The 22,926-nt window shown below is 66.8% G+C and carries 23 protein-coding genes; 12 read left to right on the forward strand and 11 right to left on the reverse strand.

Annotated elements, in window-relative coordinates; genetic code table 11:
* The first annotated feature begins 176 nt into the window (after positions 1-176).
* Complete coding sequence (gene mgrA, locus ACFQ2S_RS16095) at positions 177-1,208, forward strand: L-glyceraldehyde 3-phosphate reductase (protein ID WP_386075992.1); 1,032 nt, start codon at positions 177-179, stop codon at positions 1,206-1,208.
* Between the two features lie 9 nt (positions 1,209-1,217).
* Here mgrA and ACFQ2S_RS16100 read toward each other — a convergent pair whose 3' ends face one another.
* Positions 1,218-1,883: an SOS response-associated peptidase gene (locus tag ACFQ2S_RS16100; RefSeq protein ID WP_386075994.1), complete on the reverse strand. Its 666-nt coding sequence runs from the start codon at positions 1,881-1,883 to the stop codon at positions 1,218-1,220.
* Positions 1,884-1,994: 111 nt separating this feature from the next.
* Entirely contained in the window at positions 1,995-3,593 is a 1,599-nt protein-coding gene (locus tag ACFQ2S_RS16105; RefSeq protein WP_386075996.1) for a bifunctional metallophosphatase/5'-nucleotidase, read from the reverse strand.
* A gap of 147 nt (positions 3,594-3,740) precedes the next feature.
* On the opposite strand from ACFQ2S_RS16105, the gene ACFQ2S_RS16110 reads away from it, so the two are divergent.
* The 3 genes from ACFQ2S_RS16110 (at position 3,741) to ACFQ2S_RS16120 (ending at position 5,578) form a co-directional block, all read left to right on the forward strand.
* Positions 3,741-4,079 (forward strand): DUF952 domain-containing protein, encoded by a 339-nt coding sequence (locus ACFQ2S_RS16110; protein ID WP_386075998.1) that lies wholly within the window; start codon positions 3,741-3,743, stop codon positions 4,077-4,079.
* Positions 4,076-5,116: a quinone-dependent dihydroorotate dehydrogenase gene (locus tag ACFQ2S_RS16115; protein WP_386076000.1), complete on the forward strand. Its 1,041-nt coding sequence runs from the start codon at positions 4,076-4,078 to the stop codon at positions 5,114-5,116. The genes ACFQ2S_RS16110 and ACFQ2S_RS16115 overlap by 4 nt, the downstream gene beginning before the upstream one ends.
* Before the next feature lie 132 nt (positions 5,117-5,248).
* Positions 5,249-5,578, forward strand: coding sequence for a nuclear transport factor 2 family protein (locus ACFQ2S_RS16120; RefSeq protein WP_386076002.1), 330 nt, complete (start codon positions 5,249-5,251; stop codon positions 5,576-5,578).
* An 18-nt stretch (positions 5,579-5,596) separates the two neighbouring features.
* Here the strand turns inward: ACFQ2S_RS16120 and ACFQ2S_RS16125 are convergent, their stop codons facing one another.
* From ACFQ2S_RS16125 to ACFQ2S_RS16135, 3 genes are read right to left on the reverse strand one after another with little or no spacing between them, the layout of a single operon-like run.
* Positions 5,597-6,928, reverse strand: a complete 1,332-nt coding sequence (locus tag ACFQ2S_RS16125) for an MATE family efflux transporter (RefSeq protein WP_386076003.1) — start codon at positions 6,926-6,928, stop codon at positions 5,597-5,599.
* Positions 6,921-7,430 carry a PaaI family thioesterase gene (locus tag ACFQ2S_RS16130; protein WP_386076005.1) on the reverse strand — a complete coding sequence of 170 codons (510 nt, stop codon included), beginning with the start codon at positions 7,428-7,430 and terminating at the stop codon, positions 6,921-6,923. Before ACFQ2S_RS16130 ends, ACFQ2S_RS16125 begins: the two co-directional genes overlap by 8 nt.
* The gene (locus ACFQ2S_RS16135; RefSeq protein WP_386076007.1) at positions 7,427-7,843 is read right to left on the reverse strand and encodes a PaaI family thioesterase; all 417 of its coding nucleotides are present in this window, start codon (positions 7,841-7,843) and stop codon (positions 7,427-7,429) included. Before ACFQ2S_RS16135 ends, ACFQ2S_RS16130 begins: the two co-directional genes overlap by 4 nt.
* Before the next feature lie 187 nt (positions 7,844-8,030).
* Here ACFQ2S_RS16135 and ACFQ2S_RS16140 point away from each other — a divergent pair, with 187 nt between their 5' ends.
* The 7 genes from ACFQ2S_RS16140 (at position 8,031) to ACFQ2S_RS16170 (ending at position 15,392) form a co-directional block, all read left to right on the forward strand.
* Entirely contained in the window at positions 8,031-8,369 is a 339-nt protein-coding gene (locus tag ACFQ2S_RS16140) for a MerR family transcriptional regulator (RefSeq protein WP_386076064.1), read from the forward strand.
* 217 nt (positions 8,370-8,586) lie between these two features.
* Complete coding sequence (locus ACFQ2S_RS16145; protein WP_089235460.1) at positions 8,587-8,985, forward strand: MerR family transcriptional regulator; 399 nt, start codon at positions 8,587-8,589, stop codon at positions 8,983-8,985.
* A gap of 33 nt (positions 8,986-9,018) precedes the next feature.
* On the forward strand, positions 9,019-10,797 hold the full coding sequence (locus ACFQ2S_RS16150) for an acyl-CoA dehydrogenase C-terminal domain-containing protein (RefSeq protein WP_386076009.1): 1,779 nt from the start codon (positions 9,019-9,021) through the stop codon (positions 10,795-10,797).
* A 16-nt stretch (positions 10,798-10,813) separates the two neighbouring features.
* Positions 10,814-11,026: a hypothetical protein gene (locus tag ACFQ2S_RS16155; protein WP_089235423.1), complete on the forward strand. Its 213-nt coding sequence runs from the start codon at positions 10,814-10,816 to the stop codon at positions 11,024-11,026.
* A 262-nt stretch (positions 11,027-11,288) separates the two neighbouring features.
* A complete protein-coding gene (locus tag ACFQ2S_RS16160) occupies positions 11,289-11,924 on the forward strand; it encodes a glutathione S-transferase family protein (protein WP_386076010.1) in 636 nt (211 codons plus the stop codon).
* 15 nt (positions 11,925-11,939) lie between these two features.
* Positions 11,940-13,151: an acetyl-CoA C-acetyltransferase gene (locus tag ACFQ2S_RS16165; RefSeq protein WP_386076012.1), complete on the forward strand. Its 1,212-nt coding sequence runs from the start codon at positions 11,940-11,942 to the stop codon at positions 13,149-13,151.
* A 42-nt stretch (positions 13,152-13,193) separates the two neighbouring features.
* A complete protein-coding gene (locus ACFQ2S_RS16170) occupies positions 13,194-15,392 on the forward strand; it encodes a 3-hydroxyacyl-CoA dehydrogenase NAD-binding domain-containing protein (protein ID WP_386076014.1) in 2,199 nt (732 codons plus the stop codon).
* 115 nt (positions 15,393-15,507) lie between these two features.
* On the opposite strand, the gene ACFQ2S_RS16175 is transcribed toward ACFQ2S_RS16170, so the two are convergent.
* Positions 15,508-16,188, reverse strand: coding sequence for a Hint domain-containing protein (locus ACFQ2S_RS16175; protein WP_386076015.1), 681 nt, complete (start codon positions 16,186-16,188; stop codon positions 15,508-15,510).
* A 334-nt stretch (positions 16,189-16,522) separates the two neighbouring features.
* Here ACFQ2S_RS16175 and ACFQ2S_RS16180 point away from each other — a divergent pair, with 334 nt between their 5' ends.
* Positions 16,523-17,539, forward strand: coding sequence for a hypothetical protein (locus ACFQ2S_RS16180; protein WP_386076017.1), 1,017 nt, complete (start codon positions 16,523-16,525; stop codon positions 17,537-17,539).
* Positions 17,540-17,658: 119 nt separating this feature from the next.
* On the opposite strand, the gene ACFQ2S_RS16185 is transcribed toward ACFQ2S_RS16180, so the two are convergent.
* From ACFQ2S_RS16185 to ACFQ2S_RS16205, 5 genes are all read right to left on the reverse strand, one after another.
* A complete protein-coding gene (locus ACFQ2S_RS16185; protein WP_386076019.1) occupies positions 17,659-18,699 on the reverse strand; it encodes an SPOR domain-containing protein in 1,041 nt (346 codons plus the stop codon).
* Between the two features lie 94 nt (positions 18,700-18,793).
* Positions 18,794-19,426 carry a uracil phosphoribosyltransferase gene (upp, locus tag ACFQ2S_RS16190; protein ID WP_089235430.1) on the reverse strand — a complete coding sequence of 211 codons (633 nt, stop codon included), beginning with the start codon at positions 19,424-19,426 and terminating at the stop codon, positions 18,794-18,796.
* Positions 19,419-20,405: an adenosine deaminase gene (locus ACFQ2S_RS16195; RefSeq protein WP_386076021.1), complete on the reverse strand. Its 987-nt coding sequence runs from the start codon at positions 20,403-20,405 to the stop codon at positions 19,419-19,421. Before ACFQ2S_RS16195 ends, upp begins: the two co-directional genes overlap by 8 nt.
* Complete coding sequence (locus ACFQ2S_RS16200) at positions 20,405-21,616, reverse strand: phosphopentomutase (RefSeq protein ID WP_386076023.1); 1,212 nt, start codon at positions 21,614-21,616, stop codon at positions 20,405-20,407. Before ACFQ2S_RS16200 ends, ACFQ2S_RS16195 begins: the two co-directional genes overlap by 1 nt.
* A complete protein-coding gene (locus tag ACFQ2S_RS16205) occupies positions 21,613-22,923 on the reverse strand; it encodes a thymidine phosphorylase (RefSeq protein WP_386076025.1) in 1,311 nt (436 codons plus the stop codon). The genes ACFQ2S_RS16200 and ACFQ2S_RS16205 overlap by 4 nt, the downstream gene beginning before the upstream one ends.
* Positions 22,924-22,926: the final 3 nt, after the last annotated feature.

Genomic DNA, 22,926 nt, shown 5'->3' on the forward strand with positions numbered 1-22,926 from the left:
CTATAAACGATACAATACAAAAAACAGCCCCAGTTGGATAATGCCAACCGGGGCTGTTCACGTTTGGGACGCCGTCATCGCACTTCAGGACCAACTTGAAATCCTCCGATGTTTTCGCGAGGGTGCCGCGTGACAGGGTGCGAGTTTCCGCGCCAGCAATCCCGGGAGAGAGAGCCATGACCTATGTCGCCGCCGCCGACCGTTACGAGCGCATGAAATATCGTCGTTGTGGCCAGTCCGGTCTGATGCTGCCCGCGATCTCGCTCGGGCTCTGGCACAATTTCGGACATGACACGCCACACCAGACCAAGCGCGACATCTGCCGCACGGCCTTCGATCACGGGATCACCCATTTCGACCTCGCCAACAACTACGGCCCGCCGCCGGGCTCGGCCGAAGAAGCCTTCGGTGAGTTGCTGCGGACCGATTTCCGCGACCATCGGGACGAGATGATCATCTCCTCCAAGGCCGGCTACCGGATGTGGGACGGTCCCTATGGTGAGATGGGCAGCCGCAAATACCTGATCGCAAGCTGCGACCAGAGTCTGAAGCGGATGGGGCTCGACTATGTCGACATCTTCTATTCCCACCGTTTCGACCCCAACACGCCGCTTGAGGAGACCATGGGGGCGCTGGCCGACATCGTAAGTGCGGGAAAGGCGTTGTATGTCGGGATCTCGTCCTACAATTCGGCGCGGACGCGGGAAGCTGTGGCGATCCTGAAGGATCTCGGCGTGCCCTGCCTGATTCACCAGCCGAGCTATTCGATGCTCAACCGCTGGGTCGAGCGTGACGGGCTCCGGGAGACGCTGTCCGAGCTCGGCGTCGGCTCAATCGCCTTCTCGCCGCTGGCGCAGGGAATGCTGACCAACAAGTATCTCAAGGGCGTGCCCGAGGGGAGCCGCGCGACCAAGGGTGGCTCATTCCGGGACTGGTTCCTCACCGAGAGCGCGCTGCAGAGCATCCGCAACCTCAACGCGCTGGCGGAAAGCCGGGGGCAGACCCTGGCCCAGATGGCGATTGCCTGGGTGCTCCGGGGCGGCGGGATCACCACGGCGCTGATCGGGGCGAGCAAGCCCGAGCAGGTTGTGGATTGTGCGAAGGTGGTCGAGAACCTCGAGTTCACCGACGAGGAACTGGCCGAGATCGACCGCCTGTCCTCGGAAGAGGACATTAACATCTGGGCGCAATCCTCGGAAGGCGTCTGAGGCGTCGCGTCAGGCGGCGAGCGGGGCGATGAGCTCCGCTCCCCGTGCGCGGTTGGAATTGACGATCGGGTCGACGCGGTGCCAGGAGAGGCTGCCTTCGGGTGCCGGTCGCATGAGCCGCGCCGCGCCCTTGCCGGCCTCGCCGAGCCACATCGGCCAATCCGCCGGATCGAGGATCACCGGCATCCGGTGGTGGAGGCTCTCCATTCCGTTGCCCGCCTCGCAGGTCACGATGGCGAGCGTGGTCAGCCGATCGCCCTCCCGCTCCCAGTCCTGCCAGATCCCCGCCATCACCATCGGCACACCGCCGGCGCGGTGGATGTACCAGGGAAGGCGCTCGCCCTCGGGGCCTTTGGTCCATTCATAGAACCCGTCAGCCGGCACCAGGCAACGGCGCTCTCGCACGGCGGTGCGGAAGGCGGGTTTCTCGGCGATGGTTTCGGCGCGTGCATTGATCAGCAGCGGGCCGTCGGTCGGGCTTTTGTACCAATGGGGCAGGAAGCCCCACCGCATGGAGCGGAGCCGGCGCTGGCCACCGTCGGAGACCGCGACGTTGAGCTGGTTGGTCGGGCAGATGTTGTAGCGCGGCTCGTCCGGCAGGTCGTTGGAGGGCACGGCCCCGAAAAGTCGGGCCATGGCATCGACGGGCATGGTGTTCACGAGGCGTCCGCACATGGAGCGCACATTACCCGGTTTCGCCACCGGGGGGAACGGAACCGCCCCTTTGGAATGAAAGGAGCGGCGGGGGTGCCGCCGCTCCGTGTTTCCGACACAAGGATCGAAGGCTCAGTCGACTTCGGTGATGCGGCCGTCGAGATAGGGCGTGTAAGGGCCCTTCTCGGCGAGGTAGTCCGCCACAACGATCTCGAGACCGGGGCCGAAGTCATAGGCGTTCATGCCATTGTCGGCAAAGATCCGGTACCCGTCGCCGCCGGAGCGCATGTAGTTGTTGGACACGACGCCATAGACCTTCTCGGGGTCGAGAGGCGCCCAGGCGTCGCCTTCCATGACCTGCACCTCGAGCACGCGGCTGCCGGGCTCGGCTTCCTTGTCCCAGGAATATTTCAGGCCGGAGACCTGCGGGAAACGGCCGGCGCCTTCCTCGACCTGGCTGAGGCCGTTCTCCAACGCGGCGATCACGTCGGCGCCGGACAGTTCGAAGGTCGCGATGGTGTTCTGGAACGGAAGCACGGTCAGCACCTCGCCCATCGTCACCTCGCCGCTGTCGATCGAGGCCCGCAGGCCGCCGCCGTTCTGGATCGCGATCTGCACGCCCTGGTCGCGGACGCGGTCGAGCATGGCGTCGGCCACCAGGTTGCCCATCTGGCATTCCATGGCGCGGCAGTTCTCGCGGCTGCCGTCGATCATGTCGGCACTCTCTGCGACGACCTTCTGCTTGATCTCCTCGATCGGGCCGGCGAGTTCCTTCACCCGCGCGTCGATCTCGGCGTCCATCTCGACGGAATTGTCGATCAGGATCGTGTCGCCCGCGGCGTAGACGAGCTTGCCGTCGTCATCGAAGGTCGCCTCGAGATGGCCGAGGTATTTCGAATAGGCATAGGCCTGCACGACCGGCACCAGTGTGCCGTCCTCCTGGCTGACCCAGGTCGGGTAGGCGCCCTTGCGGCTGGGGTCGGAGGCCGAGAGATAGGTGTGCGAGTGGCCGCCGACGACGAGGTCGATCCCCGGCACAGCGCGAGCGATTTCGATGTCCTTGGGCAAGCCGACGTGGGTCAGCGCGATGATCTTGTTGACGCCCTCGGCTTCCAGCGCCGCGACATCGGCGGTGAGCGCAGCGATTTCGTCCTCGAAGCCGACATTGGGGCCGGGCGAGGCGGTCTCGGCGGTGTCGGTCGCCAGCGCGGAGACGAGGCCGATCTTTTCGCCGCCCACTTCGAGCACGACGGCGTTGCCGATCTTGTCCTTCAGCAGGTCTTCTTTCGTCAGGTCGAGGTTGCCGGAGATGATCGGGAAGCTGACCTTGTCGGCGAAGGCGGAGAGCGCCGCGGGGCCGTCGTCGAACTCGTGGTTGCCCACGGCCATGGCGTCGAAACCGATGGCTTCCATGAACTCGGCCTCGGCCGCGCCCTTGTAGGTGGTGTACATCAGCGAGCCCTGGAACTGGTCGCCCGCGTCGAGTGTCACGACGTTCTGGCCGTCAAGTTCGGCGCGCTTGCTGTCGATCAGGGTCTTGAGCCGCGCGACACCGCCGAAGCACGCGCCTTCCGCCTCGTCCTCGGCCGAGCAGGTCGAGTCGTACTTGTTGATCGGTTCGAGGCGGCTGTGCAGGTCGTTGATGTGAAGGATGTGCAGCGTGTAATCGGCGGCGGCTGGGCTGGCGAGCAGCGCGGTCGTGGCTACCGTGGTCAGAAAACGCGTGGGCATGAAGAATCTCCCTGTTGAAGTTTTGCTCAGATTGGACGGCCTTGACCGGCGGGTCAAATCCCAAGCGTGTGCGTGACGACAGGGAAAGGTGCCCTGCCCGGGCCGCCGATGCTTGACCGCGCGGCCCGCAGCGGGCAGAGGTCTCGCATGCTGGTATTCAAGATCTTCCGCCGTGCCGAGTGGGAATCCTTTCGCAGGGAAGGGCATACCCTGGGCGCGCCCGTCGACCTCGCCGACGGCTTCATCCACCTGTCCACCGCGAACCAGGTGGCGGAGACCGCGGCGAAACATTTCTCGACCGAGAGCGATCTCGTGCTGGTCGCGGTCGACACCGACCGGCTCGGACCGGAACTTCGCTGGGAGCCGTCGCGCGGCGGGGCGCTGTTCCCGCATCTCTACCGGGCGCTGAAAAGCGGCGACGTGGTCTGGGACAAGTCCCTGCCGCTGGGCGCCAGCGGACATATCTTTCCCGAGGGCGTGGTGTGAGCTGGTACGACGAGGCGGGCCTGCGCCTGATCCGGATGTTCGATCCCGAAACCGGCCACGGGCTGTCGCTGCGTGCGCTCAACGCGGGGCTGGTGCGGCTGCCGGGGCAGATCACATCGCCGCGGCTGCGGGTGCAACTGGCCGGGCTCGACCTGCCGAACCCGGTGGGGCTCGCGGCGGGGATGGACAAGAACGCTGTCGCGCTCGGTCCGCTCTCACGGGCGGGGTTCGGCTTCCTCGAGGTCGGGGCGACGACGCCGCGGCCGCAGCCGGGCAACCCGAAGCCGCGGCTCTTCCGCCTGCCGGAGGACCATGCCGTCATCAACCGGTTCGGCTTCAACAATGAGGGCATGGCGGCGATGGCGGCGCGGCTGGAGAAGCGGCCGCAGGGCACGGTGATCGGGCTGAACCTCGGGGCCAACAAGGACAGCGCCGACCGGGCGGCCGATTTCGCCACGGTGCTGGAGACCTGCGGGCCGATGCTCGATTTCGCGACCGTCAACGTCTCCTCGCCCAACACCGAGAATCTGCGGGACCTGCAGGGCAAGGAGGCGCTCGAGACGCTGTTGCGCGGCGTGCTCGGGGTGCGTGACGGGCTGGCGCGGCCGATCCCGATCTTCCTCAAGATCGCGCCGGACCTGACCGAGGCAGAGATCGCCGACATTGCGACCGTTGCGGGGCAGGTCGGCATCGACGGCATCGTCGCCACCAACACCACGCTCTCCCGCGAGGGGTTGCGCGGGGGCCATGCCGCCGAGACGGGCGGGCTGTCGGGCGCGCCGCTGTTCAAGAAATCCACTGCCGTTCTGGCGCGACTCCACGCGGAGACCGGCGGGGCGATCCCGCTGATCGGCGTCGGCGGCGTCGGCTCGGGCGCGCAGGCCTATGCCAAGATCCGCGCCGGGGCGACGGCGGTGCAGCTCTACACGGCGCTGGTCTATGGCGGGATCGGGCTGGTGGAGACGATCCTGCGCGATCTGGAGGCGCTGCTGGAACGCGACGGCTTTGCCACCGTCGCCGAGGCGGTGGGCGCCTGAGCCCCGCAGGGCGCATATCGGTCCGATACCTCACCTGTGCTATACTTCCCCCGTTGCCACGGCGACGGGCGCGCCCGTCCGTAACGAGTCTCCAACAAGAAGTCGGATCTGACTGGCAAGGGGAGGACCACCATGGCCATATTCGAGAAGATGGCTGCCGCGAGACGCGCTCGCGACGTGAAGGCTTATACCGATCTGATGGCGGAGGATTGCGTTTTCGTGCGGCACCAGAGCGGCACGACGATGAACAAGGCCGAGATCACCGATCTGCTGGACAACATGATGCAGAACGGCGGCAGTTTCGGGGAGGAGCGCTGCGTCTACGAGAACGACGACATCATGGTCGTCCACTCGATCAACGATTATCCCGACGGTTCTCGCGAGGCCGTTCTCGCGGCCTACAGCCTGAAGGACGGCAAGATCACACGGCTCGAGACAGGCGCCACGCCGCTCAAGGCCTGATCGCCGGGCGGGCCGCGGTCAGCCGACGACCGCGGTCCGCTCCAGCGCGCCGTAGCGGGTGCCGAGCGTCGCGCCGCGGGCAACGAAGGAGATCAGCAGCGCCATCCAGAGCCCGTGGTTGCCGAAGGCCGGCATCAGGACGGCCAGCGCGGCGCCGTAGATCGCCACCGAGACGATCATCATGTTGCGCATGTCCCGCGAGCGGGTGGCGCCGATGAAGATGCCGTCGAGCATCCACGCCGGCCCGCCGAGCAGCGGCGCGAGCGCCATCCAGGGCAGGTAGAGCCGCGCCGCCGCGCGCACGTCCTCGGCGGTGGTCATGGTGTCGATGATCGCGCCGCCGAAACCCGCGAAGGCGAGCGAAAGCACCACGCAGCTGCCGATGCCCCATTGGCTCGTCGCGATCGCGCTCCGGCGCAGCAGGTCGCGACGGCGCGCCCCGAGCGCCTGGGCGACCAGCGCCTCGGCGGCGAAGGCGAAGCCGTCCATCGCGTAGGCGGTGACCTCGAGAAATTGCAGCAACACCTGGTTGGCGGCCAGCTCCACGTCGCCCAGATCGGCACCGTAGAACAGGAACGAGACGAAGACGATCTGCAACAGCAGCGAGCGGATCAGGATGTCGGTGTTGACCGAGGCCATGTGGACCAGCCGTTCGCGGTCGAAGACCCGGGCGGGGTCGCGCCAGGAGGGGATCGCGAAGGCGTCGCGGCAGAGCCAGATGGCCAGCGCCATGCCCGACCATTCGGCGATGAAGGTCGCATAGGCCACGCCCTGGACGCCCCAGTCGAAGCCGAGCACGAAGAGGAAATCGAGCCCGATGTTGAGGCCGTTCATGGCGAGCTGGATTGCCAGAACAGAGCGCGTGCGCTCCTGCGCGATCAGCCAGCCGGTGAAGCCGAAGACGGCGATGGCGGCAGGCGAGGACCAGACGCGGATCGACATGTATTGCCGGGCCAGCGTCTCGACCTCCTCCGAGGCGGGCGAGATCATGAAGGCGCCGGCAAAGATCGGCTTTTGCAGCAGGATCAGGACAAGCCCCGCCGTCCAGGCGATCAGGATCGCACGGGTGAGGAGCGCCGCGACCTCGGCCGAATTGCCGGCGCCATGCGCCTGTCCCACCAGCCCGGTTGTGCCCATCCGCAGGAAACCGAAGATCCAGTAGATCGTGGTCAGGATGATCGCGCCGATGCCGACTGCGCCGATCGGGGCAGCTTCGCCGAGCTGGCCCACGACACCGGTGTCGACGATCCCGAGGATCGGCACGGTCGCGTTGGAGAGTACGATGGGCAGCGCCACCGCGAGGATGCGCCGGTGCGAGACCGGTCCCGTTCCGAGCGCCGCGTCAGTCACGGGTGGGCATCAGGAAGTGGCCGGTGGCCTGGGCGAAGAGGCGCGCGCGGTTGTCCTGCCAGGCTTCAACGTGGACGCTGGCGTAGCGGCGGCCGGAGCGGTTGACGCGGGCGCGGGCATAGGCATCGCGCGGCAGGCCGGTGCGCAGGTAGTCGACGGTCATGTCGATGGTCTTGGGCAGGCGCGGCATCCAGTCGGGCCCGATCTCGGCGAGGTCGACCGCGCCGGTCTCGATCTCTTCCCAGAGGATCGACCAGCCGAGGCCGACGATGGCAGTGACCTCCAGGAAGGACGCCGTCGCCCCGCCGTGCAGCGCCGGCAGCACCGGGTTGCCGATATGGGCGTCGCGATAGGGCAGGATCGCGGTGAGTTCGTCGCCCTTGCGGTCGAACTCGATCCCGAGAAACGAGATGTAGGGCACGCCTGCGACCAGCGCATGCAGCGCCCGGTCGCGCCGTTCCTTGATCACCTGGACCGGTTCCGGCCGTTTCGCGCCGCTCATGACCGCGCCTCCTTCCGCTGGAAGGTGAAGGCGCCGACCGAGGAGGCCACAGGCGAACCGTCCTCCTCGTCCGTCGCGGTGGCGCGGACGAAGGCCACGGTGCGGGTGGTGTGGTAGCAGAAAGCCTCGCAGGTGATCCGCTGGCCGGGCCGGGCGGGGCGCATGTAGTCGATCCGCAGGTCGAGCGTCGCGGTCACGCCGGAGCCGCCCTTGGCGGACATCACCGACGCGCCGCTCGTGGTGTCCATCAGGGCCGAGACCGCCCCGCCGTGGATTACCCCGGTCCGCGGATCGCCGATCAGCCGTTCGTCATAGGGCATGGATATGATCGCATGCCCCTCGCCAATCGCCTCCAGCTTCATCCCGAGGGCCTTCGAGAAGGGCAGGGCCTCGATGAAGGTCCGACTGCTCATGGTGCTGTCCATCGGCTCGCTCCGCATTGCGATTCCTCTTGCGCTTATCGAGTTCAGCGAGGCGTCGCGCAAGGGCGGGAATCCTGTTCTTCCCCCATTGAACATTGCTCACGGGAGGCTTACCCTTGGGTAAAGAGGCAGCAGGGAGTGGTTCGGGGTGCCTGGATCTAGGCTCAGTTTCAAGGAAATGTGCGCGAAGTTCGAGGTGACGCCCCGGACGTTGCGGTACTATGAGTACATCGAGCTTCTGCAACCGGAAAAGGACGGCCGCACGCGGTGGTATCACCCGCGCGAGGTGGCCCGGATGACGCTGATTCTGCGTGGGCGGAGGTTCGGGTTCAGCCTTGAGGAGATCCGCCAGTGGCTGCTCATCTACGAGGAACACGGAACCGGCCCGCAGCTCGATGCCTGGGTCGAACTCGCCGACCGGCAGCTTGCCGACCTGCGCCGACAGCAGGCGGAGTTGGCCGAAACCATCGCCGACCTTCAACAGCTTCGGGACCAGACGGCCGGCGTGAAGACATGATCGGACTGCAGCAGTCCGTCATGAGAACGGGCCCCGAAACCCTTTCGGCAAGCAAGACGAACACCCCTGCGGGGTCGGTTCGCCAGCCAGCCAATTCTTGAGAGATGAGGTGTGACGCAGCGTTTGGCTTACGCGCACGTCAAGCCTTGATGTAGGAAGACCCCGAACGCAAACCGGGGTCAAATTGGGAATCCGCGGACGGCGGAGAAAGATGACGATGACCGAAGACCTGATGACAATCCGGGAAATGTGCGACGCTTACGATGTAACGCCGCGCACGTTGCGTTTCTACGAGGCGAAGGAACTGCTGTTCCCGATCCGCCAGGGCACCAAGCGGCTTTTCACCCGCCGCGACCGCGCCCGGCTCAAGCTGATCCTGCGCGGCAAGCGCTTCGGTTTCAGCCTGGAGGAGATCCGGCAGCTTCTCGACCTCTACGACATTGGTGACCAGCAGGTCACCCAGCTCTCCAAGACCTATGAGCTGGCCACCGCACGCCTGGCCGACATGGAGCGTCAGCGCAGCGAGCTTGACGAGGCGATCGACGAGCTCAAATCCCAGTTGGACTGGGGCAAGCAGATGCTCGAGTCGCTGACCTCCAAGGAGGCGGCGGAGTAATCACTGTGATACCCCGAGGGAGGACACCGAGAAATGCCGAGCTACACGGCCCCTGTGAACGACATTCAATTTGTCCTGCACGCGCTGCTGAAGGCATCCGCGCAGGACATTCCCGGCTACGACGAGCTTGAGGCGGACTTCACCGCCGCCGTGCTCGAAGAGGCCGGAAAGATTGCCGGAAACGTGCTCGCACCGCTGAATGCCGTGGGCGACGCGGAGGGCTGTGTGCTCGAGAACGGTGTTGTCCGCACCCCCTCGGGGTTCAAGGACGCCTTCGAGCAGATGAAACAGGGCGGCTGGACCGCGCTGGACTGCGACCCCGAGTATGGCGGGCAGGGCATGCCCGTCCTCCTCGGAACCGCCGTCGGGGAGCTGTTCTCCGGCGCGAACCAGGCCTTCACGATGTACCAGGGCCTGACCCATGGCGCATATTCGGCGATCCATGCCCACGGCACCGATGCGCAGAAGGCCAAGTGGCTGCCGAAGATGGTCTCCTGTGAGTGGACCGGCACCATGAACCTGACCGAGCCGCATTGCGGCACGGACCTGGGCCTCATGCGCACCAAGGCTGTGCCGCAGGAGGACGGGTCCTACCGGATCTCGGGCCAGAAGATCTTCATCTCCGCCGGCGACCACGACATGTCGGAGAACGTCGTCCATCTCGTTCTCGCCAAAATCCCGGGTGGCCCTGAGGGCATCAAGGGCGTGTCGCTCTTCATCGTGCCGAAGTTCCTCGTCGATGACGAAGGCAACATCGGCGCCCGCAATGGCGTGTCCGTCGGCAAGCTCGAAGAGAAGATGGGCATCCACGGCAACTCGACCTGCGTCATGAACTACGACGAGGCCGAGGGCTACCTGCTGGGGCAGGAGCACAAGGGGATGCGGGCGATGTTCACCATGATGAACGAGGCCCGCCTCGGGGTGGCGATGCAAGGCATGGCTCAGGCCGAGGCCGCCTACCAGAACGCGGTGATCTACGCCAAGGACCGGTTGCAGGGTCGTGCCGTCACCGGCGCGGAGAACCCCGACGGGCCGGCCGATCCGCTGATCGTGCACCCCGATATCCGCCGCAACCTGCTTGACCAGAAGAGCTTCGTCGAGGGCGCGCGCGCCTTCATGCTCTGGGGTGCCTATCTGCTCGACAAGTCCCACCGCTCCGGCGATGCCGAGGCCGAGGGGCTGATCTCGCTGCTGACCCCGGTGCTCAAGGGCTTCCTGACCGACAGGGGGCTGGACATGACCGTGCAGGCCCAGCAGGTCTATGGCGGCCACGGCTACATCGAGGAATGGGGCATGTCGCAGTTCGTCCGCGACGCCCGCATCACCCAGATCTACGAAGGCGCCAACGGCGTCCAGGCGCTCGACCTCGTGGGCCGCAAGCTCGCCGCGGACGGCGGCAAACACGTGATGGGCTTCTTCGAGCTGGTGAAGGGTTTCATCAAGGAGAACGAGGGCGACGAGGCGTTGAAGAAGGATTTCCTGGAGCCGCTGAAGTCGGCCAGCAAGGATCTTCAGGCCGCGGGGATGTTCTTCATGCAGAACGGCATGAAGAACCCGAACGCCGCGCTCGCCGGGTCCTATGACTTCATGCACCTTTTCGGCCATGTCTGCCTTGGACTGATGTGGGCGCGCATGGCGAAGGCCGCGACCGAGGCACTCGCCTCGGGCGAGGGCAATGCGTCCTTCTACGAGACCAAGCTGGCCACCGGCCGCTACTACATGGCCCGCCAGCTTCCGGCCACGAAGATGCACCTCGCGCGCATCGAGAGTGGCGCTGCGCCGGTGATGGACCTGGCCGCCGAGGCCTTCTGAACCGGAAAGGACGCACATGCCCAAACGCCTGCACTTCACCCGCCGCCTGAATGTCGCCATGAGCGAGGATGCATACCGCACCCTCCGGCGCTTCTCCGAGGAGGCGGGGCTTTCGCAGGACGAGGCGCTGTGCTTCCTCTTCGAGCATTTCGGCAGCGTCACCGATGACGAGGCGCTGCCGCACCGGCTGCGTCTGTTCAAGGCGGAGCTGCCGGACAGAAAACGCTGACCAAGGAACATCGGATAGGGAGGAACGCCTTCGGCGAGGGTATTTTCGCCAAGAAGACCAAGGATTGCACCCTGCCCCCGGCCGGTTCACGGATCCGGGCCGCACTCGGGGCCTGCGGGGCAGGGCGTCTCCTTGGGCGGTCATCGGCTCCCAAGCCTGTACCGCCCGGTCAGGCTAGACCGAACGCGGTTAACGGCGCGTTTCCCGTTCTTCTTTTTGGTCCAAATACCCAAATCCGACGGCGCGGCCAGGAGAAACGTGCATGACGATCAGACTCTACTGCTTTGGTGAATCCGGCAACGCCTACAAGGCGGCGCTGACGCTGGAGCTGTCCGGGCTCGAGTGGGAGCCCGTCTACGTGGACTTCTTCCACGGCGAGACGCGGACGCCGGAGTACCGGGCGCTCAATCCCATGGGGGAGGTGCCGGTGATGGTGGACGGCGATCTGACGCTGACGCAGTCGGGCGTGATCCAGGATTACGTGGTCGGCAAGTCGGGCAAGCTCGGCTGGCGCGACGAGGCGGAGCGCCGGGAGATCCTGCGCTGGGTGCTGTTCGACAACCACAAGAATTCCGGTGTCGGCGGGCCGGTGCGGTTCAACATGAACTTCCTGCCCGAGGACAAGCGCAACGACGCCGTCAACGCCTACCTCGTCGCGCGGCACGGCTCCGCGATGAAGGTTCTGGACGGTTGCCTCGAGGGGCGGGACTGGCTGGTGGGCAATGGGCCCACGATCGCCGACATCGCCAATTGCGGCTACCTCTTCTATCCCGAGCCCTTCGGTTTCGACCGAAAGGCCTACCCCAACATCGACGCCTGGCTGGACCGCATCGCGGACCTGCCCGGCTGGAAACACCCCTACGACCTGATGCCCGGCTCCCCTGCGGACCGGGCCTGAGAGGAAGGATCAGACATGACCGAAGCCTATATCTACGACGCCGTGCGCAGCCCGCGCGGCAAGGGCCGGAAGGACGGGTCGCTTCACGAGGTGACGGCGGCGCGGCTTTCGGCGCAGATGCTCAACGCGATCAAGGAGCGCAACGGTCTCAAGGGCCATGCTGTGGAAGACGTGATCTGGGGCAACGCGACCCAGGTGATGGAGCAGGGCGGCTGCCTGGCGCGGACCGCCGTGCTGGCCTCCGACCTTGACGAGCGCATCCCCGGCCTCTCGATCAACCGGTTCTGCGCCAGCGGCATCGAGGCGGTGAACCTTGCCGCCAACCAGGTACGCGGCGGCGCGGGCGAGGGCTATATCGCCGGCGGGGTCGAGATGATGGGCCGCGTTGCGATGGGATCGGACGGGGCGGCGATCGCTGTCGACCCCTCCATCGCCATGGAGACCTATTTCGTGCCGCAGGGTATTTCGGCCGACATCATCGCGACCGAGTACGGCTTCACCCGCGATGACGCGGATGCGCTGGCGGTCGAAAGCCAGCGCCGCGCCAAGGCGGCCTGGGACGATGGGCGTTTCGCGAAGTCCATCGTGCCGGTGCGGGATCAGAACGGGCTGACCATTCTCGATCACGACGAGTACATGCGCCCCGGCACAGACATGCAGGCGCTCGGCGCGCTAAACCCCGCCTTCGAGCAGATGGGCAAGATGATGCCCGGCTTCGACAAGGTGGCGCTGATGAAATATCCGCACCTGGAGGAGATCCGGCACATCCACCACGCTGGCAATTCCTCGGGGATCGTGGACGGCTCGGCGGCGATCCTGATCGGCTCCAAGAAGTTCGGCAAGAAGCACGACCTGAAGCCGCGCGCGCGGATCCGCGCCACGGCCAAGATCGGCACCGACCCGACGATCATGCTCACCGGCCCGGTGCCGGCGACCGAGAAGATCCTGGCCGACAGCGGCATGAAGATCGGCGACATCGACCTGTTCGAGGTCAACGAGGCGTTCTCCTCGGTGGTGCTGCGCTTCCAGCAGGCCTTCGACGTCTCGCCCGAGGTCGTCAACGTCAACGGCGGCGCCATCGCCATGGGGCACCCGCTGGGAGCCACCGGCGCGATCATCATCGGCACGCTGCTCGACGAGCTGGAGCGCAGCGACAGGGAGGTCGGCCTCGCCACCCTCTGCGTCGCCTCCGGCATGGGCGCCGCGACGATCATCGAGCGGGTCTGACCCCGCGCAGCCGAAGCGATACAGGATCAAGGAACACGCGAGATGAGCGATTTTTCCATGACTATCGGCGCCGATGGCGTCGCGATCATCACCTGGGACACCCAGGGCAAGTCCATGAACGTGATGAGCGAGCAGGGGTTCATCGACCTCGACGCGCTGATCGACCAGGTGCTGGCCGACGAGGCCATCAAGGGCGCCGTCATCACCTCCGGCAAGGAGGGCAGCTTTGCCGGCGGGATGGACCTCAACGTCATCGCCCGGATGAAGGAAGCCGGCGGCGACGATCCGGCGGCGGCGATCTTTGCCGGGATCATGCAAATCCACACCATTCTGCGGAAGATCGAGCGCGCGGGCATGGACCCCAAGACCAATAAGGGCGGTAAGCCGATTGCGGCGGCGCTGCCTGGCACCGCGCTCGGCATCGGGCTGGAGATCCCGCTCTCCTGCCATCGCATCTTTGCCGCCGACAACCCGAAGGCCAAGATTGGCCTGCCGGAGATCATGGTCGGCATCTTCCCCGGCGCCGGCGGCACGACCCGCCTGGTGCGCAAGCTGGGCGCGATGGGCGCTTCGCCGCTGCTGCTGGAAGGCAAGCTGAACGACCCGAAGAAGGCGAAATCCGCCGGCGTGGTCGACGAAGTGGTGGCTCCCGAGGAACTGCTCGACAAGGCCCGGGAGTGGGTGCTGTCCGAGCCGAAGATCGTCAAGCCGTGGGACGAGAAGGGCTACAAGATGCCCGGCGGCGCGCCTTATCACCCGGCGGGTTTCATGACCTTCGTGGGGGCCTCCGCGATGGTGAACGGCAAGACGCAGGGGGTCTATCCGGCGGCCAAGGCGCTTCTGTCGGCGGTCTACGAGGGGGCGCTGGTACCCTTCGATACCGCGCTGAAGATCGAGGCCCGCTGGTTCACCAACGTGCTCCTGAACCCGTCGTCCTCGGCGATGATCCGGTCGCTCTTCATCAACAAGGAAGCGCTGGAGAAGGGGGCGAACCGCCCCGACCAGCCGGATCAGAAGGTCTCCAAGGTGGGCGTGCTCGGCGCGGGCATGATGGGTGCGGGCATCGCACTGGTCTCGGCGCAGGCCGGCATCGACGTGGTGCTGCTCGATCAGGACCAGGCCGCGGCCGACCGCGGCAAGGCCTATACCGAGAGCTATGCCGACAAGGGCATCAAGCGCGGCAAGACCACTCCGGAGAAGAAGCAGGCGCTGCTCGACCGGATCACAGCGACCACGGATTACAACGCGCTCGCAGGTTGCGACCTGATCATCGAGGCCGTGTTCGAGGATCCGGGCGTGAAGGCCGAGGTCACCGCCAAGGTCGAAGCGGTCGTCGGCGAGGACTGCATCTTTGCCACCAATACCTCGACCCTGCCGATCACCGAGTTGGCCAAGGCCAGCAAGCGGCCGGAGCAATACATCGGCATCCACTTCTTCTCGCCGGTCGAGCGGATGCTGCTGGTGGAGATCATCAAGGGCAAGGAAACCGGGGAGCGCGCTGTTGCCAAGGCGCTCGACTACGTGCGGCAGATCAAGAAGACGCCGATCGTGGTCAACGACGCCCGGTTCTTCTACGCCAACCGCTGCATCATCCCCTACATCAACGAGGGCATCCGCATGGTTGCCGAGGGGGTGAACCCGGCGCTGATCGAACATGCGGCGAAGCTAGTGGGCATGCCGCTGGGGCCGCTGCAGCTGGTGGACGAGACCTCCATCGACCTCGGCGTCAAGATCGCCAAGGCGACGCGGGCGGCGATGGGCGATGCCTATCCCGACGGCGCGGTGGACGAGGTGGTGTTCTGGATGGCCGACGAGGGCCGGCTGGGTCGCAAGGCCAAGGCGGGCTTTTACGAGTATGACGAGGCCGGCAAGCGACAGGGGCTGTGGAAAGGGCTTGAGGATAAATATCCCCGTGCCGAGGAGCAGCCCGAGTTGATCGAGGTGCAGCACCGGCTTCTGTTCATCCAGACGCTGGAAGCGGTCCGGGCGCTGGAAGAGGGCGTGCTGGAGGACATCCGCGAAGGCGATGTCGGCGCGATCCTTGGCTGGGGCTTCGCCCCCTGGTCCGGCGGCCCGTTCTCCTGGCTCGACATGCTGGGAACGCCCTACGCGGCGGCACGCACGGTGGAGCTGGCCGAGACGCATGGCGCGCGGTTCGCGACGCCGGCGCTGCTGGAAGAGATGGGCCGCAAGGGCCAGACCTTCTACGGCAGTTTCGGAGATGCGGCGCGCGCGGCCTGAGGGCCGCGCATATCAGGCACGAGAAACGGCGCGCCGATATGGCGCGCCGCTCCCCATGTGCGGTGTTGGCTGTCGCTGGGCTGCTCGATTGTCTTGCCGGGTAGGTTCTGGTGCCTCAGGCGTGGTGCGGGGATGGGGATCCGCGGAACCGGCCCTTGGCCAGATCCGCTTCCATGCCAGCGCCTGCCACGACCATCTGCGCGGTCTCCTTGGGCAGCACCTTGTAACGAGGTTTCGACGTTCCCCAGATCGCGTCTTCTATCGTCTCGGGCGTCGTTTGGCGGTCCGCAGGGCAGAGCGCAACGGCGTTGCCCTCGATATAGATCATCTGGTCTTCTTCGAAACTCAGGGTGACGAGCACCACCGGATCTTTCGGCAGTACGCGGCGGGCACCCTGCATCCGCATCATGTGGCTGGCGTCGATCAGGGCGAACGGGTCGCCAAGGACGCTCTCGGCCAGATCGCTTTCGATAACCAGTGCCTGGCCTTCCGGCACTAGCAGCCTGCGGCGGTTGCCTACCGCGCCCTCGGGAAGCGACAGGAGCGGCGCGACGGAGTGGATCGGCGACGGTTTCAGGGTGTGCTGGCGGCGGGTGATGCCGGTGACGGTCTGGATGCCATCATCGAAGGTGATCAGCTTGTCGCCTGCCGAGATGGTTTCGGCGAGACGCCAACCCTCGGACGTCGCAACCAGCGTACCGGCTGTCAGCCCCCCCGTCATCTCGGGCATCATGGCCGCCGCGGATTTGCGGGGGGCGGAGGAGTATCCGGACTTTCCGTAAAGCCAATCCAACATGCGTCTCATCCTGTCCTGCGGGTCGGGGGTGGCCGACCGCGGTTAACCTTAAGAAAGCCTTATTGACCCGACGGGAATTCGGTCAGATCACGTCCAAAATGGGGCATTGTTTCCCCTCGCTGGATACTGGGCGGCCAAGGGTGGTTATTGATGCTAAAATCGGCTCGCCAACCTAACCATTGAGTAGGGCCCCCATCGCCCGGGTAGGTAAATCTACCACTCCCGGATGACACAGATTCGCCCGTCTTTTCCGGTGGATCCCGGACGGCATACGGCCGATTGTTCCCGCCTGCCGTGTGGGCTATCCTCGCGGCAACACAGGCAGAGCAGTTCAATGACAGCGCTCAAGCAATACGCCAGGCTGGAATGCCCGGGCGTCTGGCGACCAGACCCTGACGTCCAGAGGCAGAATGTCATCGTCTCCTTCGGCGATGCATCGCTGGTGATTGCCGATCAGAAGGGCATGGCGCTCAGCCATTGGTCGCTGGCGGCTGTCGTGCGGGTCAACCGTGGCGAGATGCCGGCGCTCTACACGCCCTCCGCCGAGGGGACCGAGACGCTCGAAATCGACGACGAGACGATGATCGACGCCATCGAACAGGTGCGCGGCGCGATCCAGAAGTCCAGGCCCCGGCGCGGGCGGCTGCGCCTCCTGCTGCTGGCTGGCCTTGGCGCGGGGATGCTCGCGGCCGGGGCCCTTTGGCTGCCGGGCGCGCTGTTGCGCCATACGCTGAGCGTGGTGCCCGAACCCACCAGGATCGAGATCGGCACGCGGCTGTTCACCGCGATCGGTCGGGTTTCGGGGGCGCCGTGCCGCTCGCCACGGGGCGATCAGGCGCTGGCCCGGCTTTCCTCGCGACTGCTTGCGCCCGGAGGCGGCGGGCTGCTGGTGGTGCCCGGGGGCATTCCCGACACGATCTCGCTGCCCGGTGGGGCGATGCTGGTGCACAGCCGGTTGGTGGAGGATCACGAGACGCCGGATGTCGTGGCGGGGTTCATCCTGGCCGAGGACGTGCGGCGCGGGTTGCATGACCCGCTGGCGGATCTCTTGCGAGGGGCGGGGCCGGGGGCGATCTTTCGCCTGCTGACCACCGGCCATCTGCCCGACGCCGCCCTCAGGGATTACGCGGAGACGCTGACCGCAGCGACGCCGGAGCGCGTGCCCGACGCCCGGCTGATCCCGCGGTTCGAACAGGCGGCGTTGCCCTCGACGCCCTATGCCTATGCGCTGGACGTCACCGGCGAGACGACGCTGAACCTGATCGAGGCCGATCCGATGCGCGGCGGCGGCGCGCGCGCGGTGCTGGACGATGGCGACTGGGTCGCGCTTCAGGGGATTTGCGGCAGCTGACCCGCGGCCGGCACCCACCACCATTAAAGGCGACGCCCCGCCCTCTTTTCGGAGGGCGGGGCGTTAGCCTGGATGAGACCTGCTTTGGTTCTCTGTTCTTCTTCTTGGTTATTTCGGATCTAGTGTCTCGGGAATGCGTCCCCGAACCCGGCCCGGCGGGCGGCAAGCACCGCTGCCTGGACCTGTTGGCCGGTATCGAACGGACCGGCAAGGACGACCTGAAGCTGCCGCCCGTCGCGGGTGACGGGCGCGGTGCTCACGGGCAGTCCGGAATTCTGCAGCCGCAGGGCGGCGGCGCGAACGTTGTCGGGCGAGGCAAAGGTGCCGACCTGGACGTAGCGGTGGCTGGCCGTGGCCGCGGGCGACTTGGACGAGGTGCGCATCTGCGTCTGCGGGGCGGGCTGTGTCAGGTACCGGCCCTTGTCCGGGTCCACGAGGTCCTGCGGCACGTCCCGGGTCCAGACACGGTTCATCTCGGCATCGCCGGTGGCCGTGCGCGGGCCGCGGTTGGGATTGTAGCGACCCTTCTCGAAGGCAAATTTATAGCCGCTCGGCGGGGTCGGGAGGCCGTAGACCGGCTTGGCCGCGCTCGCCGGCGCCGCGGCGGCGACGGGAACCCGGCGCGTGCCGGACTGGTCGAGGTAGACGTAGCTGACCTTTGCGCGGGGCGTCCCCGGCACGTTCGCGCAGAGCAAGGAGACGTTGGGCTTGGCGGTGTAACGATAGGTGACCGGCTGCATGCCCGGGCATTCGACGCGGATCAGTTGCGGCTCCGCTTTGGGTGCTGCAACCGGCGTCGGGCTCGGCGTGGCCTTGGGGGCTGCGGCGACTGTCGTGGTCGGCTTGGCGGTGGCAGTTTTCGCGGGCTGCGGTGCGGGCGCTGCTGCAACCGGCGCGAGTGTGGCCGGAGCCTCGGTAAAGGTCGGCTCCATGCCGCAGACCGGCTGGCGCTCCCGCGTTACGCGCGGCACCCAGGTCACCTGCCCGTCCAGCGTGGCGCGCACGAAGACACAGCCGTCGCTGTCCACGAACTGAGGACCGGTGAAACTGGCAGGCGGCACTTCGGCCGGCGCGCCGACCGCGCCCAACACTGCTACCGGATAGGTACCCACGGCGATGGCAGTCGCCCGCAGGGCCATGGAAATAGCCCGGAATTTCATCACTGTCCCCACAAGATGTTGCGGGCGAGGATGCCGGAGGACCCTATTTGAGTAAAGTCTTTTTTGTTGCGGTTTTGCCGCTGATTCGCAGGTGCTACTTGGTGCCGAACATCCGGTCGCCGGCGTCGCCAAGGCCGGGGACAATATAACCGTGATCGTTCAGGTGGTTGTCGAGCGAGGCGGTGACGATGGGCACATCGGGATGCGCCTCCTTCATCCGGGCGACGCCCTCGGGTGCGGCCAGGAGGCAGAGGAAGCGGATGTTGGTCGCGCCGGCCTTTTTCAGCAGGTCGATCGCCGCGGCCGAGGAATTGCCGGTCGCGAGCATCGGGTCGACCACAATGATCAGGCGGTCGGCCAGATCCTCGGGCACTTTGAAGTAGTATTGCACCGGCTGCAGCGTGTCCGGGTCGCGGTAAAGCCCGACAAAGCCCACGCGCGCACCGGGGATGAGCTCGAGGATTCCGTCGAGCAGCCCGTTGCCGGCCCGCAGGATCGAGATCAGCGCCATCTTCTTGCCCGAGAGCTTGGGCGCCATCATCTTGCAGAGCGGTGTCTCGATCTCGACCTCTTCCATTTCCATGTCGAAGGTCACCTCGTAAGCGAGCAGCTGGCTGATCTCGCGCAGCAACTGGCGGAACTTGGCGGTGGAGGCGTCCTTTTCCCGCATCAACGTCAGCTTGTGCTGCACAAGCGGGTGGTCCACGACGGTCAGGTGGTCATACATCGGCTGCCTCCAGTCTCTTGAGGATCTTGTCTCGCGTCCCGGCATCGCAGAAGGCGGCCTCGGCGGCAACCCGGTTGAGCGCGGCAAAATCCGCCACGTCCCATCCGAAGGCATCGGCAAGGCGCTCGTATTCGTGCGTCATGGTGGTGTGGAAGAAGGGCGGGTCGTCGGTGGAAATCGTGACCTTTACCTCACGCTCCCGCAGCTTCTCGATCGGGTGGGCGCGCCAGTCGGGGTAGAGGCCGAGCGCCACGTTGGAGCCCGGGCAGACCTCGAGAACGATGCCGCGCTCGGCGAGGTCGTCCACCAGCGCGAGGTCCTCGATGGCGCGCACGCCGTGGCCGATCCGCTCGACGCCGAGATCCTCGATCGCGGCGCGCACGCTCTCCGGACCGCCGAACTCGCCCGCATGGCAAGTCAGCCGCAGGCCGGCTTCGCGGGCGCAGTCGAAGGCCCAGGCGAAATCGCCCGGCTTGCCCACGGCCTCGTTGCCGCCCATGCCGAGCCCCACGATCCACTCCCCCGCCGTCTCGGCTGCGCAGATCGCGGGGGCCTTGGCGCGTTCGGGGCCGAAATGGCGGATCGGGGTGACGATGCCTTTCAGGATGATGCCGTCGCGCGTCTCGGCCCGCGCCGAGGCTTCCTCCATCGCGGCGAGATACTCGCGCCAGGCGGCGAGGTCGCCGCCGCCGAAGAAGTCGGGCGAGACGAAGGTTTCGGCATAGATCACGCCCTGGCTGGCCAGTTCCTCCAGCACGGTCGTGACCAGCCGCCCGTAGTCTTCCGGCGTCCGGATCACCGAGGTCGCGGCCTCGTAGACGCGCAGGAAATCGACGAACCCGTCGTAGGCATAGGCGCCGGACTCGCTGAAGATACCGCTCAGGTCCTCCTTCTTCTCGGCCGCGAGGCCGCGCACGAAGGACGGTGGGGCCGCCCCTTCGAGGTGAAGGTGCAGTTCTACCTTGGGAAGATCGCGCATCAGAGGAAACTCCGTCCCGGGCCACGGGAGGGCACGCCGAGATGGGCCGCGACGCTGGCCGCGACATCGGCAAAGGCGACTTGGCCGATGGAGCCCGCGCCGACGCCCGCGCAGAGCACCGGCACGCGCTCCCGCGTGTGGTCGGTGCCTGTCCAAGTCGGGTCGTTGCCGTGGTCGGCGGTGAGCAGCAGCAGGTCGCCTTCGCGGAGTTTCGGCAGCAGCCGCCCGATGCACGCGTCGAACCATTCCAGCGCGGCGGCGTAGCCCGAGACATCGCGGCGGTGGCCGTAGAGGCTGTCGAACTCGACGAAATTGGCGAAGGTCAGGCTGCCGTCCGGGGCCTCGTCGACGAAGTCGAAGAGGTGGTCCATCAGCACTGCATCGCGCCCCTTGCGGACCTCGTCGATGCCCTGCATCGAGAAGATATCGCCGATCTTGCCGACCGCCTGAACGCGCCGGCCCGCGCCCTGCACCCAGTCGCACAGCGTGGGCTCGGGCGGGGCGATTGCGTAGTCGTGGCGGTTGGTGGTGCGGGTGAAGCCCTCTTCCGCGGAGCCGACGAAGGGGCGGGAGATCACGCGGCCGACCTTCATCTGGTGCAGCATCGGCGCGAGGGTCTTGCAGAGGTCCTGCAGCCGCGCCTCGCCAAAGGTTTCCTCGTGGGCGGCGATCTGGAACACGCTGTCGGCGGAGGTGTAGCAGATCGGCCAGCCGGTCCTCATGTGCTCGGCCCCGAGATCGGCGAGGATCTGGGTGCCTGAGGCATGGCAATTGCCGAGGATGCCCTCCGTCCCCGCCGCCGTGCAGGCCGCGCGGGTGACCTCCTCGGGAAAAGCCGGGCGGGTGTTGGGGAAATAGTGCCAGTCCCACGGGACCGGCACGCCGGCGAGTTCCCAATGGCCCGAGGGCGTGTCCTTGCCGGGCGAGACCTCTGTCGCGGCCCCGAAGCGGCCGGTGGGGGCTGCGTCCAGCCCCGGCGCGCTTTCGCCCGAAGCCAGGCGGACCGCATCGCCGAGCCCGAGCGCATCCAGCACCGGCATCTTCAGCGGGCCGCTGCGGCCCTCCTCGGCCCGGCCCTCGGCGCAGGCCTGCGCGATGTGGAGCAGGGTGTTGGCCCCGGTGTCGGGCGTGGCGCCGTTGAAGAACTCCGCCGCATCGGGCGCGCCGCCGCACCCGACGGAATCCATCACCACCAGGAAGGCGCGGGTCATGGCTCGATCCTTTCATGCACCAGTGGGGGCGTGTCCACGCCCGCGTCGCCGATCTCGTAGGCGGCCCGGATCGCCGCCTCGGCGGCATCGGCGTCGGCCTCGCTCGCGGCATGGACCTGTGCCAGCGGCCAGCTCTGCGAGACCTCGGTGCCGATGCGGGTGAGCCGGTCGAAGCCAACCGAGGGGTCGAGCACGTCGCCCTCCCGCAGCCGCCCGCCGCCGAGGTGTACCACCGCCATTCCGACAGCGCGGGTGTCGACGCTCTGAACGATGCCGGCGTGCTCGGGGAAGACGTCGCGCACCACGGGCGCCTGCGCCAGGTAGCGCCGCCATCCGCCGACGAAATCCGAAGGCCCGCCGAGCGCCGCGATCATCCGCTCGAAGCTTTCCACGGCGCGGCCGGAGCGCAGCGCCTCCTCGATCTTCGCCTCGCCGTCCACGCTGTCGTCGGCCAGCCCGCCGAGCGCCAGCAGGCACCCGCCAAGTTGCACGGTGAGCTGCCAGAGCGGCTCGGTCACGGCCTCGCCGGTCAGCAGGCGCATGCATTCGGCCACCTCGAGCCCGTTGCCGGCGCTGTCGATCAGCGGCTGGCTCATGTCGGTGATAAGCGCCGCCGTGCGGCAGCCCGCCCCCGACGCGGTGCCGACCAGCGATTGCGCCAGCGCGCGGGCGCTCTCCGCGTCGGGCATGAAGGCGCCGGAGCCGACCTTGACGTCGAGCACCAGCCCCTCGAGCCCGGCGGCGAGCTTCTTCGACAGGATCGAAGCGGTGATGAGGTCGATGCTCTCCACCGTGCCGGTCACGTCGCGGACCGCGTAGAGGCGCTTGTCGGAGGGCGCGATCTCGGCCGAGGCGCCGACGATGGCGCAGCCGATGTCGCCCACGATCTCGCGCAGGCGGTCCTGCGTGACCTCGGCGGTGTAGCCGGGGATTGCCTCCAGCTTGTCGAGCGTGCCGCCGGTATGGCCCAACCCGCGCCCGGAGATCATCGGCACATAGGCGCCGCAGGCTGCCAGCGCGGGCGCGAGCGGCAGCGACACCGCGTCGCCGACGCCGCCGGTGGAATGCTTGTCGAGGACCGGGCCGGGCATGTCCCAGCTCAGCACCTCGCCGCTGTCGCGCATCGCCTCGGTGAGCGCCACGCGGGCCTTGACCGACAGCGGCGCGCGGCAGATGCCCATGGCAAAGGCGCCGACCTGCGCATCGGTCACGGCGCCCGCGCCGATTGCCTTGCCGAACCAGGCCACCTGCTCCGGCGTGGGCGGCTCGCCCTGGCGGAGATGGCCGAGGATATCCTTGGCGTCCATGAT

The organism is Tropicimonas aquimaris, from assembly GCF_042676185.1.
GTDB classification, from domain to species: Bacteria; Pseudomonadota; Alphaproteobacteria; order Rhodobacterales; family Rhodobacteraceae; genus Tropicimonas; species Tropicimonas aquimaris.

Bases quoted from the DNA above. Each gene is read 5' to 3' on its own strand.
- mgrA (WP_386075992.1), top strand. From the start codon at position 177: ATGACCTATGTCGCCGCCGCCGACCGTTACGAGCGCATGAAATATCGT.
- ACFQ2S_RS16100 (WP_386075994.1), bottom strand. From the start codon at position 1,883: ATGTGCGGACGCCTCGTGAACACCATGCCCGTCGATGCCATGGCCCGA.
- ACFQ2S_RS16105 (WP_386075996.1), bottom strand. From the start codon at position 3,593: ATGCCCACGCGTTTTCTGACCACGGTAGCCACGACCGCGCTGCTCGCC.
- ACFQ2S_RS16110 (WP_386075998.1), top strand. From the start codon at position 3,741: ATGCTGGTATTCAAGATCTTCCGCCGTGCCGAGTGGGAATCCTTTCGC.
- ACFQ2S_RS16120 (WP_386076002.1), top strand. From the start codon at position 5,249: ATGGCCATATTCGAGAAGATGGCTGCCGCGAGACGCGCTCGCGACGTG.
- ACFQ2S_RS16130 (WP_386076005.1), bottom strand. From the start codon at position 7,430: ATGAGCGGCGCGAAACGGCCGGAACCGGTCCAGGTGATCAAGGAACGG.
- ACFQ2S_RS16135 (WP_386076007.1), bottom strand. From the start codon at position 7,843: ATGAGCAGTCGGACCTTCATCGAGGCCCTGCCCTTCTCGAAGGCCCTC.
- ACFQ2S_RS16140 (WP_386076064.1), top strand. From the start codon at position 8,031: ATGTGCGCGAAGTTCGAGGTGACGCCCCGGACGTTGCGGTACTATGAG.
- ACFQ2S_RS16145 (WP_089235460.1), top strand. From the start codon at position 8,587: ATGACCGAAGACCTGATGACAATCCGGGAAATGTGCGACGCTTACGAT.
- ACFQ2S_RS16150 (WP_386076009.1), top strand. From the start codon at position 9,019: ATGCCGAGCTACACGGCCCCTGTGAACGACATTCAATTTGTCCTGCAC.
- ACFQ2S_RS16155 (WP_089235423.1), top strand. From the start codon at position 10,814: ATGCCCAAACGCCTGCACTTCACCCGCCGCCTGAATGTCGCCATGAGC.
- ACFQ2S_RS16160 (WP_386076010.1), top strand. From the start codon at position 11,289: ATGACGATCAGACTCTACTGCTTTGGTGAATCCGGCAACGCCTACAAG.
- ACFQ2S_RS16165 (WP_386076012.1), top strand. From the start codon at position 11,940: ATGACCGAAGCCTATATCTACGACGCCGTGCGCAGCCCGCGCGGCAAG.
- ACFQ2S_RS16170 (WP_386076014.1), top strand. From the start codon at position 13,194: ATGAGCGATTTTTCCATGACTATCGGCGCCGATGGCGTCGCGATCATC.
- ACFQ2S_RS16175 (WP_386076015.1), bottom strand. From the start codon at position 16,188: ATGTTGGATTGGCTTTACGGAAAGTCCGGATACTCCTCCGCCCCCCGC.
- ACFQ2S_RS16180 (WP_386076017.1), top strand. From the start codon at position 16,523: ATGACAGCGCTCAAGCAATACGCCAGGCTGGAATGCCCGGGCGTCTGG.
- ACFQ2S_RS16185 (WP_386076019.1), bottom strand. From the start codon at position 18,699: ATGAAATTCCGGGCTATTTCCATGGCCCTGCGGGCGACTGCCATCGCC.
- upp (WP_089235430.1), bottom strand. From the start codon at position 19,426: ATGTATGACCACCTGACCGTCGTGGACCACCCGCTTGTGCAGCACAAG.
- ACFQ2S_RS16195 (WP_386076021.1), bottom strand. From the start codon at position 20,405: ATGCGCGATCTTCCCAAGGTAGAACTGCACCTTCACCTCGAAGGGGCG.
- ACFQ2S_RS16200 (WP_386076023.1), bottom strand. From the start codon at position 21,616: ATGACCCGCGCCTTCCTGGTGGTGATGGATTCCGTCGGGTGCGGCGGC.
- ACFQ2S_RS16205 (WP_386076025.1), bottom strand. From the start codon at position 22,923: ATGGACGCCAAGGATATCCTCGGCCATCTCCGCCAGGGCGAGCCGCCC.